10 protein-coding genes, 1 pseudogene and 1 other annotated feature are annotated in these 14161 nt (G+C 27.5%); of the genes and pseudogenes, 9 read left to right on the top strand and 2 right to left on the bottom strand.

The features are described 5' to 3' along the window. Window positions 1-233 precede the first annotated feature (233 nt). Window positions 234-2144, top strand: coding sequence for an LTA synthase family protein (locus tag ACYUEW_RS01555; protein ID WP_042386162.1), 1911 nt, complete (start codon window positions 234-236; stop codon window positions 2142-2144). A gap of 366 nt (window positions 2145-2510) precedes the next feature. Here the strand turns inward: ACYUEW_RS01555 and ACYUEW_RS01560 are convergent, their stop codons facing one another. Then, complete coding sequence (locus ACYUEW_RS01560) at window positions 2511-3923, bottom strand: sigma-54 interaction domain-containing protein (RefSeq protein ID WP_460276089.1); 1413 nt, start codon at window positions 3921-3923, stop codon at window positions 2511-2513. A 357-nt stretch (window positions 3924-4280) separates the two neighbouring features. After that, complete coding sequence (locus tag ACYUEW_RS01565; protein ID WP_460276090.1) at window positions 4281-5504, bottom strand: NupC/NupG family nucleoside CNT transporter; 1224 nt, start codon at window positions 5502-5504, stop codon at window positions 4281-4283. A 588-nt stretch (window positions 5505-6092) separates the two neighbouring features. Further along, window positions 6093-6339: a binding site (T-box leader), on the top strand. A gap of 54 nt (window positions 6340-6393) precedes the next feature. Between ACYUEW_RS01565 and asnS the strand changes: the two genes are divergently transcribed. The 8 genes and pseudogenes from asnS to ACYUEW_RS01605 form a co-directional block, all read left to right on the top strand. Continuing rightward, window positions 6394-7785 (top strand): asparagine--tRNA ligase, encoded by a 1392-nt coding sequence (gene asnS / locus ACYUEW_RS01570; protein WP_003488589.1) that lies wholly within the window; start codon window positions 6394-6396, stop codon window positions 7783-7785. A 151-nt stretch (window positions 7786-7936) separates the two neighbouring features. After that, window positions 7937-8461, top strand: coding sequence for an RNA polymerase sigma factor (locus tag ACYUEW_RS01575; protein ID WP_460276091.1), 525 nt, complete (start codon window positions 7937-7939; stop codon window positions 8459-8461). After that, window positions 8458-9237, top strand: coding sequence for a hypothetical protein (locus ACYUEW_RS01580; RefSeq protein ID WP_003488592.1), 780 nt, complete (start codon window positions 8458-8460; stop codon window positions 9235-9237). The genes ACYUEW_RS01575 and ACYUEW_RS01580 overlap by 4 nt, the downstream gene beginning before the upstream one ends. Then, complete coding sequence (locus ACYUEW_RS01585; protein ID WP_003488594.1) at window positions 9234-10109, top strand: ABC transporter ATP-binding protein; 876 nt, start codon at window positions 9234-9236, stop codon at window positions 10107-10109. Before ACYUEW_RS01580 ends, ACYUEW_RS01585 begins: the two co-directional genes overlap by 4 nt. 13 nt (window positions 10110-10122) lie before the next feature. Then, window positions 10123-11373: a hypothetical protein gene (locus tag ACYUEW_RS01590; protein ID WP_460276092.1), complete on the top strand. Its 1251-nt coding sequence runs from the start codon at window positions 10123-10125 to the stop codon at window positions 11371-11373. 393 nt (window positions 11374-11766) lie between these two features. After that, window positions 11767-12087, top strand: a complete 321-nt coding sequence (locus tag ACYUEW_RS01595) for a PadR family transcriptional regulator (protein ID WP_003488598.1) — start codon at window positions 11767-11769, stop codon at window positions 12085-12087. A gap of 15 nt (window positions 12088-12102) precedes the next feature. Further along, window positions 12103-12639: a DUF2812 domain-containing protein gene (locus tag ACYUEW_RS01600; protein WP_460276093.1), complete on the top strand. Its 537-nt coding sequence runs from the start codon at window positions 12103-12105 to the stop codon at window positions 12637-12639. A 53-nt stretch (window positions 12640-12692) separates the two neighbouring features. Continuing rightward, window positions 12693-13250: pseudogene (locus ACYUEW_RS01605) on the top strand (LiaF transmembrane domain-containing protein); the annotation flags it as partial. Between the last annotated feature and the right edge of the window lie 911 nt (window positions 13251-14161).

Consider the following 14161-nt stretch of genomic DNA (forward strand, 5'->3'; position numbering starts at 1 on the left):
AGTATAGGTAAGTCATAATTAATATAAAAAAGTTAATACGTTGATTTTATATTTGGTATACAAATTTAAAATTAATTTTTATCTTTCTATGTGGATTATATAAATAACCATAATGATATTTAATTTATATTTAAAATTTTTATGGGTTTAAATTAATATAATGTTTAGTAGGTAAACAGAAGACAAATAAATTTAATAATAAGTTTTATAAATATTATTAGTGAGGGATGGAAATGGAGAAGGCTTTAAAGTTGAAAAATATAATTAAGAAAATAGTTATTAGAAATTTAGATATAATACTATTTTTGATTTTAGTAAGTTTAAAAGTAATGTTTTATGGGAAAGAAATATCTCCAGAATTTTTTAACTATAAGTATATATTATTACCAGTTATAGCATCTGTGGGGATATTATTAGGTATAGGATATTTTTTACCAAAACATAAAAGAACTAAATTTTTATATGTGTTAAATATAATAATTAGTTCAATAATTTTAGCAGATTTACTATATTACAGATATTATAAAGATATTATATCTATAGGGGCCATAAGGAATGCCTTTTTGTTAGGGGGAGTTGCCTCCAGTATTACAAGTTTGTTTAAAATTATGGATTGTGTATATTTTTTAGATATACTATTGATTATACCTTTCCTAAAAGTGTATAGAAATATGCCTTATAAAGAAAATAAAAAAATTATAAGAATAGGTATGGGATCTTTAATATTAGCAGGGGCTATTTTATTAAATGGTATAAATATATATAAATTATCAGTAGATCAACCGGGATTGCTTAATACTATGAGTAATAGGATATATATAACTAAGGTTTTAGGAAATGTAAATTTTCATGTTATAGATGCTTATCAATTTACAAAAAATAAGATAAATAATAGTAAGAAACTTCCAGAAGATAAAGAGAAGGAACTAGTAAACACTTTTGATGGAAAATCAGAAATACAGGGAAATAAATTAAAAGGTGTAGGAGAAGGTAAAAACTTAATAGTTATACAAGTAGAAGCACTTCAACAATTTGCTATAAATGCAAAGGTAGAAGGGCAGGAAGTAACACCTAATTTAAATAAATGGATAAATAAAAGTATGTATTTTGATAATTATTTTTATCAAGTAGCAGCAGGGAATACATCTGATGCGGAATTTTTGTCTAATAATTCATTGTATCCAGCAGCTTCAGGTGCAGCTTATTATATGTATAGTGGTAATCAATTTAAATCACTACCAAGCACGCTCCAAGATAAGGGATACTATACAGCAGCTATGCATGGTTATAAGGATGGATTTTGGAATAGAAATGTAATGTATAAAGCCCAAAAATTCCAGGATTTTCATGGAGAAAGTACTTATAATATAGATGAAGAAGTAGGATTAGGACTTAGTGATAAATCTTTCTTTAATCAATCTTTAGAAAAAATGAAGACTTTTAAACAACCCTTTTATAGTTTTTTAATAAGTTTAAGCAGTCATTTCCCTTATGATGATGTAAAAGGATACGGGGAATTTAATGTAGGAAAATATGAAGGTTCATTTTTAGGAAATTATTTAAAGGGTATACACTATACAGATGCCCAACTAGGAATGTTTTTAGAGAACCTTGAAAAAGAGGGATATTTAGATAATTCAATTGTAGTTATCTATGGAGATCATAATGCTATATCTAAAAATTATATACAAGAGTTGTATGACTTTGTAGGAGAAAAATCACCAAATGATTTAAAATGGTATGAACTTCAAAAGGTACCTATGATGATACATTTCCCACAGGATCAAAATAAAGGAGTAAATCATACTTATGGTGGTCAAATAGATTTATACCCTACATTGGCTAATTTATATAATTTGCCTAGGAAATATATGTTAGGTAACGATTTATTAAATGTAAAAGAACCTAAAGTCACTTTTAGAAATGGGTCCTTTACTGATGGAAAAGTTTTTTATGTATCCTGGACAGGAGAATATTATGATATAAAAACGGGAGAAAAGATTACTGAAACAGAAGAATTAAAGGCTAAAAAGCAGGAAAGTGCAAAGGATTTACAGAGTTCAGATGAACTATTAAATCATAATTTAATAAAGAAATTAGAAAGTGAATCAAAAGGGGAAGGGGAAAGTGAGCAAAGTAAATAGGCTCACTTCCAAATCTCAACTTAATAATAACAGGGTTATGTTAAGAAATTATTATACTAACATTATATTTTCTTAACATAACCCTATTTTTTATAATATGACTAAATTCATATTTATAAACAGAGTTCTTGGCTTTGGAGGGAGTTTTTACTCCCTCTAAAGCTTATTAACAGAATTCTTAGGAGTTTTACTCCTTAGAATTCGTTATCCCTTAGGAGAAATCGTTATCCAGGGACGTAACCGCTCTTTACTCCCACTTTGAAGAAAAGCAGAGAGTCCAAATCTTCGATTTGGTGCGAATCGCTTTCACAGCGTGCGATGGGAGTAAAGAGCGGTTAGTCATCGGATAAATAATGTTTAATTAGTTTAATCCTGTTTATCTTCTAATATTTCATTTAAATCTATATTGTATTTATTTATTTTTCTATATATAGTTGCTCTACTTATACCTAATAATTCAGAAGCCTGTACTATATTGCCTTTACAATGAATTAGAGCCTTTTCGATGGCTTTATGTTCTAAAATATCTAATGGAACTATAGGTTCTTCTTTTCCAATACAACAGTTATGATGCTCATTTTTCATTAATTTGTTATTTAAAAATTTGTCTGTAATAATATTATCTTCGCATATATAGTAGCTTCTTTCTACTATATTTCTAAGTTCACGTACATTTCCAGGCCAATGATAAGCCTTAAGTTTATCCATAAATTCAGGAGCTATTTTTTTAAAGTTGCCTGGGTTTTTAATATTTAGTTTATCTACAAAACAATTAGTTAAGGCTTCAACATCTTCTGTCCTATCTTTTAAAGGAATAAGATGAACATTTATAACATTTAACCTATAATAAAGATCTCCCCTAAAATTTTTATTAGAAACTTCTTCTGATAAATTTCTGTTAGTAGCTGCCAGTACTCGAATATCTATTTTCTTTTCGTGAGTACCACCTACTCGCATTATTTTTAAGTTGTCTAGAACTCTTAATAGTTTAGATTGAATATCTAATGGTAGTTCTCCGATTTCATCTAAAAATATAGTGCCACCATCAGCCAGTTCAAATTTACCAGGATAGCCACCTTTAGAAGCTCCTGTGAAAGCACCTTTTTCATATCCAAATAATTCACTTTCCACTAATTCTCTAGGAATAGCAGCGCAATTTACTGCAACAAAGGGACCATGGCATCTATTGCTATGGTTATGAATAGCTTGAGCAAATAGTTCTTTACCAGTACCACTATTACCATCAATTAAGATACTGCAATCAGATTCAGAAGCTTTTTTCGCTAATTCTATTATACTTTTCATTTTTTGATTTTTAGTTATTATATCATCAAAGGTATAGGAAGCTTTATAGCCAACTACATTGTTAACTAATTTATGGATATGTCTTGTATCTCTTATAGATACAATAGCTCCTATAATAGAATCCTGAAACTTTACAGGCATTATATTTGTAATACATCTTATAGAGTTATTATTTATAAAAAAAGAGGAGTCTATGCTAAATTTGTAAATCCCTTTTTCTAAACAATCTTCTATAAAGTTAAAATTTCTTATGATATCTTTTATGGAATATTTTTTTAATTTATCTTCTGTAGAATTTAATATGTTTAAACCCATAGTGTTTATTTTTAATATGTTATAATTTTTATCAATAAGAATAAGTCCCTCATAAGCTACATTAAAAGCTGTTTGAAGAACAGAAATAGATAAAAATTTTTCACCATTTTCATCAGAAAATAGATTCTCTAAACATATATCATTATCGTAATTTACCAAAAAAATCACCTCAGTATTAATCATTGGCTCTAAAAATGTGATTAATTAAGTATAACATAAAATCAAATATATATTAAGGGCACCTGAATACATATATTTATATAGATCATTGAATTGTAACTATGGTAACTATTAATTTCTGTATCATTTTTTAAGCTATAGTTGTTCCTAAAATACTTTTAGGAACAACTAACTAATTTCATAAAAATTCTTTCAACATTAAGAGACCATTACAAAATTAAATATATTTTGCAACGGCCTCTATAATACTATTAGTAAATTATTTATTAAAAAATCTTTTATATGCTCATTAATATTATTTTTTCTACAATATTGTTAGCAAATAATCTATTTATTCTATATTAATACTCCAGCAATACAAGCTGTTAAGAAGCTAGCTACTGTACCACCTATTAAGGCTTTTATTCCAAGCTGGGCAATTTCACTTCTTCTTTTTGGAGCAAGTTCTCCTATACCACCTAGTTGTACTGCTATGGAACTAAAATTAGCAAATCCACATAGGGCATAAGTTAGTATAGTTACTGTTCTTGGACTTAGTGTTCCTTGCTTTATAAGTGTGGATAAATTTGAATATGCTACGAACTCGTTTATAACAGTCTTTTGTCCAATAAGAGAGCCAGCTGTTAACATATCCTGAGAGGGGATACCCATTATGTAAGCAAAAGGAGCACAAATATAACCTAATATATTTTCAAAGTTTAAACCATTAATTCCAACTAAGTGTCCAATACCTTCTAAACCTGCATTTAACATAGCGATTATAGCAACAAAAGCTATTAACATAGCTCCAACATTAAGAGCCATATGAAGACCTTCAGAGGCACCTCTAGCCGCTGCATCAATTACGTTCTTATCTAATTTTTCTACTTCACAATTAACGTTACCCTTAGTTACAGGCTCTCCTGTTTCAGGCACTATTATTTTTGCTGCCACAAAGGCTGCTGGTGCAGACATTATAGAGGCTGATAATAAGTGAGCTGAACTTATTCCCATACCTATGTATCCAGCCATTACACTACCGGCTACTGTAGCCATTCCACCAACCATAACAGAATGAAGTTCAGATCTTGTCATTTTTTCTATGTAAGGTTTTACTATTAAAGGAGCTTCAGTTTGTCCAACAAATATATTTGCAGCAGCAGACAGAGATTCAGCACCGGAAGTTCCTAAAGTTTTAGCCATAAAATTAGCTATATGTTTTATTAAAAATTGCATAATACCTAAATAATATAGAACTGCCATTAAAGATGAGAAAAATATAATAGTTGGTAATACTTGAAAAGCAAATATATACCCAAAACTATCCACATTGTTAACTAATCCGCCGAATAAAAACTCTGAACCATTTTTAGTAAATCCTAAAATAGCTGTAATAAAATCAGAAAGTTTTTCAAAAGTTATTCTACCAATAGATGTCTTTAAAATTAAAAAAGCGAAAATAAATTGAATAATAATTCCTGCAAAGACTAGTTTAAACCTAACCTTCTTCTTGTTTTCTGATATTAAATAACATATACCTAAGAAAACAAAAATACCTATGAAACTTATAAATCTTTCCATAAAATCCTCCTTATTTTTTGTAAGTGAGTGCTATTAAATTATAAAAAAATAGCAAAAATAAAAAGCCTTCACAATATGGAAGGCTTAAATATAAACACAATTCAGAAAAATCTAACATACGTATACATTTACAACCCTCATATTATTATAATAATATGAAGAAAAATTTACTTTTCTGAAAAAATATTATAAAGATTTATGTTATAAAAGTCAATGGTTAATATAGTAATTAGTGTCATAATTCAGTGTTGTAGGGGGCTTATAAAGGAATTAATATATTAAAAAATATTAATTATTAATTTATATATTGGAAAGGATTTCATTTATAGCATGTATTATATTTTCAAAATAATGAAATTGCAAAATTTAAGGTATTTTCTGAATTTATAAAAGGTATTGTTAAATATCATTGACATATAATATTATAAATATTATAATTTTGTAATAAGTTCAATAATTATTGATAATTACTGTATAAATTTTTAGACAATCACTAATAATTGTAATAAACACTTTTATATAAGATCCATAAGGATTTTAAAGTATTTAAATTAAGTTTTAATTTATATAGTATAATAAAATATTAAACCAAAAACTATGAGGAGAAGAGTAGGTATAGATAATATTTTAAAGCGAGTGGATGAGGGTGCGAGTTCCATAAATATGCTATATTGAAGAACATCTCGGAGTTTCTAACCGAAATTTTTTAAAGAGTAGGCTTAGAGGTTGCCAAAGCCTTATATTTGGATTGTATGATTATTAAAGAGTCATACTTTAAAGTTGGCCTTTTGGCAATTTGGGTGGTACCGCGGAATATATACCTTTCGTCCCTTTTGGGATGAAGGGTTTTTTTATATTATGAAATAAAATCCACAGAGGAGGAAAAAACATGGATATAACTTTAGTAAAATCACTTTACAGAGAAACTGAAAAATACATGGATAAAGAAGTTAAAATTAATGGATGGGTAAGAACAGTAAGAGATTCTAAAAATTTTGCCTTTGTAGAAGTAAATGACGGAAGTTTCTTTAAAAATGTTCAAGTAATACTTGAATCTTCTTTAGAAAACTTTAAAGAACTATGTAAAATGCCAATAAGTACATCAGTAGAAGTAGAGGGAATAGTTCAACCTACACCAAATGCAAAGCAACCTTTTGAAATAAAGGCTACAAGAGTTTCCATAGAAGGTAAATCAAGCACAGATTATCCTCTACAAAAGAAAAGACATACTTTTGAATATTTAAGAACTATAGCTCATTTAAGACCAAGAAGTAATGCTTTCTCAGCAGTATTTAGAGTGCGTTCTTTAGCAGCTTATGCAGTGCATAAATTTTTTCAAGAAAGAGGATTTGTTTATACAAATACTCCAATAATAACAGGTAGTGACTGCGAAGGCGCAGGAGAAATGTTCCAATTAACTACTATGGATTTAAACAACATACCAAAAACTGAAGAAGGAAAAATAGATTTTTCAAAGGATTTCTTTGGATCACCTGCAAACCTTACAGTAAGTGGTCAGCTTTCAGCAGAAACTTTTGCTTTAGCTTTTAGAAACGTATATACTTTTGGACCAACTTTTAGAGCAGAAAACTCAAATACTGCAAGACACGCATCAGAATTTTGGATGATAGAACCTGAGATGGCCTTTGCAGAACTTACAGATTACTTAGATAATGCAGAGGATATGGTTAAGTTTGTAATAAACTATGTAATGGAAAATGCTCCAGAAGAAATGGCATTTTTCAATAGTTTCGTAGATAAAGGCTTATTTGATAGATTAGATAACGTTATAAACTCTGATTTCAAGAGAATAACTTATACAGAAGCAGTAGAATTACTTCAAAAATCAGGAGCAAAATTTGATTATCCAGTAGAATGGGGAATAGACCTTCAAACTGAACATGAAAGATATTTAACAGAACAAATATTTAAAAAACCAGTATTTGTAACAGATTATCCAAAGGATATAAAAGCTTTCTATATGAGATTAAATGATGATGGAAAAACTGTTGCAGCAGCGGACTTACTTGTACCAGGAGTAGGAGAAATAATAGGTGGAAGCCAAAGAGAAGAAAGACTAGATGTATTAGAAAAAAGAATGGAAGAATTAAACCTAAATAAAGAAGACTACTGGTGGTATTTAGAGCTAAGAAAATACGGAGAAACTAAACATTCAGGATACGGTTTAGGCTTTGAAAGAATATTAATGTACATTACAGGAATGACTAATATAAGAGACGTAATACCATTCCCAAGAACTCCAGGATCAGCTGAATTTTAAAAGAAATAAACTTATTAAAGATAATTTTATAAAAAAGTAGCCTCATTTTTGGTTGAGGCTACTTTTTTACATTTTGATAATTATATGTACCCATTGACTTTTTTTTATTTATAATCGTTATATTGTATGAGACGTCTCGGAGGTGATAATAGTGGAAGATTCTAAATTGATAGTAGAAATTAAAAACGGAAAGATTCATTTATTTGATGAATTAATAAAAAGATATTATGGGAAAGTATACTACTATTGTTACCGACATTTAAACAATAAGGAGGCTGCCCAGGATTTAACTCAAGAAGTATTCATGAAAGTAATAAAAACTATTGGAAGTTATAAACATTATGGAAAATTTGAAAATTACCTTTACGTAGTTGCAGGAAATACATGCAAAGATTTTTATAAGAAAGAATCCAAATATGTTTTAAAAGAAGCAGAAATAAAGCCAGATTCTTATAAAGAAGAGGAGATTTCTAAATTAGAAAATAAAGTGATGATTGAAGAGGCCTTAAACAAGCTTTCAAAAGATCAACGTGAAATAATAATTTTAAGGTTCTATCAAGATCTAAAAATAAAAGATATTGCTAAGATTATGAATTCAGGTATTTCTATAACTAAATATAGGTTGAAAAAGGCAATAAAATTAATTAGTGAGAGTATGAAAGGAGGACAAGCATGAATAAGAAAGAGAAAGAAATAAGAGACATGTTAAATAATTATTGTGTTCCTAGTTATGATGAGGATGCACCTATGAATGCAATTGAGTTTATTCATAAGAATTATTCAAGTATACCCAAATTTAGAACAAGTAATAAGCAATTTATTTTATCTCAAATTGGCTTTATTAGAAGGAGAACCTGGGTATTTCAAATTTTAATTTTAGCTTTGATTTGCTCAGCTTTTTATAATATAGGAAGTGAAAGTTCTCTAAACTTTGAAACTTTTTCTCTAATATCAATTTTATCGCCTCTTTTATTGATTATAAATATTGAGGAAATATCAAGAGTTTACTATAAAAGCATGTTAGAAATTGAATTTTCTACAAAGAATTCACTAAAAAAAGTTTTAGCTACAAGAATGTTTATTTTGGGTATAACAGATTGCATTGTATTAATTATAATGATGATATTTGCAGACAAATTAATGAATATAGGTACACTTAGAGTTATTATGTATACATTTGTGCCCTTTAATTTAGTGTGTATAGGCTGTATGCAACTAATGAAATATTTTAAAGGACGTGAACTTAATTATGCTTGTACCACTTATAGCGTTTTATTGATGCTAATATTTCTTTTAGAAAAGGTTAACGACTTAGGAATCTATACACAGAATTTCATATCAATCTGGATTTTAATTTATATAATCACTACAATTATCTTTGCTATTGAAATGAAGAAGTTCTGGAAGAGATTAGATTTGTTTGATGATGTTATTAAGGAGGTTACTATATGAATTTATCCATAGAAAGATTGACAAAGAGATACGGAAGTAAAATTGCAGTAAATGAACTTTCTTTAGATTTAAAAGAAGGAGTATATGGTCTTTTAGGGGCTAATGGCGCTGGAAAAACCACTTTGATGCGAATGATTTGTGGAGTGTTAACACCTACTTCAGGTGAAGTTGAATTAAATGGTAAAAATACTATATCTATGGGGGAAGATTATAGAGATTTAATAGGATATCTTCCTCAAAATTTTGGGTATTATCCAGATTTTACAGCAAAAGAGTTTATGCTATATATTGCATCTTTAAAGGGTTTAATACCAAGTTTTGCAAAGAATAAGACTAAAGAGTTATTAAGCATGGTAGGGCTAGATTCTGTTTCAAATAAAAAAATTAGAACTTTTTCAGGAGGAATGAAACAAAGATTGGGAATTGCTCAGGCAGTATTAAATGATCCTAAAATTTTAGTTTTGGATGAACCTACGGCAGGTCTTGATCCAAAAGAACGAGTGAGATTTCGTAACTTAATATCAGATCTTTCCAAAAACAAAATAATAATATTGTCCACCCACATTGTATCTGATGTAGAGTATATAGCTGATGAAATACTTATAATGAAAAATGGAAATATTATTTCTCAAAATTCTGTTGATGGATTAATAAAAGAAATTGAAAATAGTGTATGGAAATGTACAATATCAGAATCAGAAGAAGATTACTTTTGTAATAAATATTGTATAGTAAATCTACAACATAACAGAAATGGTTCTTTAGATTTAAGAATAATAAGCCGTAAAAAACCAATAGATAATGCAGTTAATGTACCTTCCTCTTTGGAAGATTTATATTTATATCATTTTCAAGATAACTTAAAAAATTAGGACGGTGAAATATATGTTTAGTTTAATAAAATTTGAGTTTAAAAAGTTGGCAAAAAAGAAATTAAATATTATAACCATTTTAGTCAGTGTAATACTTACTATTATACTTTTTTCAATGTCTATTACAAGATTTGAATACTTCAATTTAAAAGGACATTATACAGGGCTGAAAGCAATAGAGCTTAAAAAACAAGATGCTAAAAAACTTCCAATAGAGGTAAAAGAAGATCAAGTGGAAAAAGATATTAAAAATTATCAAAGTCTATTTTCAAATCCTACAAATACTATAAAAACCGAAACAGGACAACTTTCACTTAAAAACCATGTTTTCCTTAAATATGTACAGCCTAAATATGATTATCTATCAATGATAGCTGTAAATTATTGTAAGCCAGGTGATGAAAGTGAAGTTTATGATCTTTCCAATTTACTTAGACTTAAATTCCAAAATGGAGCAAAGTTTTATGAAACTAGAAATAATAAAATCTCAACATTTGTAAATATGAATCATAAAGGCGGAAATTATTCTGATAAAGAAAAAAAGTTTTGGATTAATAAAAGTTCTAAAGTACAAAAACCCTATAGGTATGGTTACTATGTAGGCTGGGAATCGCTACTTAGAATGTTCGGAACATTAGTTTTTACACTTTTGGCTATAATTATAACTCTTGCACCAATGTTTGCAGGGGAATATCAATGTGGTGCTGATTCTATTATTTTATCATCTAAATATGGAAAAACAAAAATAATTAAAGCTAAAATAATAGCAGCATTTGGATTTGCAACTATTATATTTGTATTAAATCTAATTTTTGCACTGGCTATACCTCTTTTGAGTTTTGGAACTGATGGGTGGAATTTTCCTATTCAAATTCAAAATACAATAGCACCTTATAAAGCTACATTTTTGGGGTCTACTGTTATGTCTATAGGTATTGCTTATGTAGTTATACTTGGCACAGCATCTTTTACACTTCTATTATCAACTAAATTTAAAACACCTTTTACTGTTTTGATAGTTCAGATAGTAATTTTATTTATTTCATTATTTATGAATAAAGGAGCTGATAATGGATTATTTAATCATATTTTATATTTGTTGCCTTCTAAAGCAATGCAGCCTGATTTTTTCACTTATTTGTCCTATCCATTTGGAGGCATAACTATAAGTTTACTTTTAATGCGTGTTATAGTCTATGGAGCTGTTGGAGTTATTTCTTTACCACTTGTAAGGAATACTTTTAGAAAACATCAAGTACAATAAATAGCTTTAGATATTTTATAGTCTAATAATTTATTGTAAAAGACTTATTAGAAAATAAGAAATTATATGCGACATGGGTAAAATAATAGATTTAGGGATAGTATATTATCATTTATAGAAATATAATATATAAATCTAGTTGATTATGAAACTGGTATTACTAAACTTTAAATTAATAAAAATTAGTAGCTTTCCAATTGAGACTGAGGAGCTACTATTTTTTTACATCTTAATCTATAAGTAATCTATAAATGTTAATGGTTCTAGGAAAAAATCCTAAATTAATAAAAAATAATTGATATATATATCATTTAATGATATATTATATTTAATGATATATCATTAAATGATATAACTAATTAAATTGTATATAAAAATAGAAAGGAGAATTCTATGGCTAGAAAGGATTCTATTGAAATTGGAGAGCTAACGGATTCAGCATTTTATATTTTAGCTAGTGTTATTGAAGAAAAACACGGATATTTAATCATGAAAGTTATTGAAAAATTTACTAATGGTGAAGTGAATATTGGACCCGCATCCCTTTATACCACATTAAAAAAACTTTTAATATCAGGATTAGTTGAATTAAATCCTAATATACATGAAAACAAGAAAGTTTATAGGATAACAGATAAAGGAAAAGAAATGCTTGTACAAGAAATAAATCGCAAAAAACAGATGATTACCTTTGCTGAAAAATTTTTGAAGTAGAAAGGAATGATGTCTATGAAAAATAAATATGTAATGATTGGTGGATTTGCATTTAGTGAAGAAAGTGATATGGAAAAACTAAGAAATTATGCAAAAAAGGGATGGATATTAGAAAGTATAGTAGGAGGATTCTTTTATAAGTTAAGAAAAGATGACCCTCAAGATATAATATATAGTTTAGATTATCAAAAAGATGTAAATGAAGAATATTTTCATATGTTTAAAGAGGCAGGATGGAATATTGTTATTTCTTTAGGCAATGAAATGCATATTTTTTCAGCACAATACGGGACTAAACCTATTTATAGTGATTTTGAATCAAATTTAGGTAAATATATATCAATGCAAAACACAGTAGGAAAATCAGCAATTTATTCTTTAATTGTAGGTATAATATTAATAGTTTTATCATTTTTTATAAATAACATTTTTTTAACCGGATTATTATTAATAGATTTTATTGTATTTATATTTAGCTTTATGCCCTATGTAGCTTATAGTTATAGAATCAAAAAAATGAAAAAATATAATAAAAATAAAAAAAATTTATAATACACAAAATAACTTAAACTGCCTATAGAGTAGTTTAGGTATTTATTTTCTAATATTTAATAATTTATTTTTTAGGTATTTTATTTCCTATTGCATTTATTTGCATAATATATGATAAACAATTAGGAATTATCAATATTACACCTTGGACTGTATTGATTGCGGTACTACTTGGTAGTATTGGTCTTTCTATGATTTTTCATAAACGTACTAAATGGGTTAATACGCAATATAATTGCGAAGATTATAAGTTTGAGAAAATTGACATAGAAGACGAAAGTCATGTTAGATTTAAAAGTTTATTTGGTGCTAGTATAAAATATATAAATTCAGATAATTTCCAGCAAGCAGATTTTGATTGTTCTTTTGGAGCTATGAAGGTTTATTTTGATAATGCAATTATGTCTAATGATAATGATGCTATAGTTAGAATTAATGCTTCTTTTTCAGGAATAGAACTATACGTGCCTAAGAATTGGAACATTGATGATAAAACTAATGTATTCTTAGGAGCTATTAGTGAAAAAAACAAAAATGATAAAACAACAACTAACACTTTAACAATAATTGGTGATATTACTTTTTCAGGAGTAGAAATAATTTATATCTAATTAAAAATCAAGAAGAGAAAAGAAGTTGATTTTGAAACAGATATATAAATAATTCAAAGTTGTAATGATATGAATATAAAGTCTAACAAATATTCCTTAAAAATAATATAAAATATAAGTGAAAAAGAAAAAGTAAATATAGAAAAGTATCTATTAGTAGAGGGAGCTTTTAGATAGTGGTTTACGACTATTCAAAATCAATTGAAAATATAAGTAATTTAATGAATCCGTGACTATATATAATCTAATTTAATATAATGATATTTGAATATATTGGTGCCCAATGGGTATAATATAATCAATATATAGAGATAATAAAAGCAGAGTGTTGGTAGCACCCTGCAGTATACAATTTTAGTTGTCTTAGACAACTGGTATAACTAATTTAACATGTAATAAAAGTAGCTTTACCAATTGCGCAGGTGGGCTACTTTTTTATTTTATCTATAAGTATGATAATTAAATTTATCAAAGCTATCATAAATGACAGAGCAGTAAAAACTATCATAAACATTTCATACATAAGTATCACCTCCCTTCTAAAAGGGATAGGGATACCAGTTGCCCACACACAACTATATTAAATTGTATGAAGATATTTTAACATAATGAAATATTAATGGCAACATATGGATATCCTAAGCATATTAATAATACCTGATATTAGATAACAAATAAAAATAGTGGATTTTATATTATAAATTATGGAAATATTTTTAAAAGTAAGTAATATCAACTGTTTATACATAGTATAAGGAACTATATATAAATTAGAAAACGAACTCTAGGCTCCGATGAATTCTAAAATGAAAAACAGAGTGCTGGTAACACCCTATAGTATATAATTAAGTTGTTTAGACAGCTTTTAAATCTAATGTTATAAAAAGTACCCATACCAATTGCGGTGGTGG

Source organism: Clostridium sp. CTA-1 (assembly GCF_054768215.1).

Excerpts from the sequence above, each read along its gene's own strand:
- ACYUEW_RS01555 (WP_042386162.1), top strand. The coding sequence starts at position 234 with ATGGAGAAGGCTTTAAAGTTGAAAAATATAATTAAGAAAATAGTTATT.
- ACYUEW_RS01565 (WP_460276090.1), bottom strand. The coding sequence starts at position 5,504 with ATGGAAAGATTTATAAGTTTCATAGGTATTTTTGTTTTCTTAGGTATA.
- asnS (WP_003488589.1), top strand. The coding sequence starts at position 6,394 with ATGGATATAACTTTAGTAAAATCACTTTACAGAGAAACTGAAAAATAC.
- ACYUEW_RS01580 (WP_003488592.1), top strand. The coding sequence starts at position 8,458 with ATGAATAAGAAAGAGAAAGAAATAAGAGACATGTTAAATAATTATTGT.
- ACYUEW_RS01585 (WP_003488594.1), top strand. The coding sequence starts at position 9,234 with ATGAATTTATCCATAGAAAGATTGACAAAGAGATACGGAAGTAAAATT.
- ACYUEW_RS01590 (WP_460276092.1), top strand. The coding sequence starts at position 10,123 with ATGTTTAGTTTAATAAAATTTGAGTTTAAAAAGTTGGCAAAAAAGAAA.
- ACYUEW_RS01595 (WP_003488598.1), top strand. The coding sequence starts at position 11,767 with ATGGCTAGAAAGGATTCTATTGAAATTGGAGAGCTAACGGATTCAGCA.
- ACYUEW_RS01600 (WP_460276093.1), top strand. The coding sequence starts at position 12,103 with ATGAAAAATAAATATGTAATGATTGGTGGATTTGCATTTAGTGAAGAA.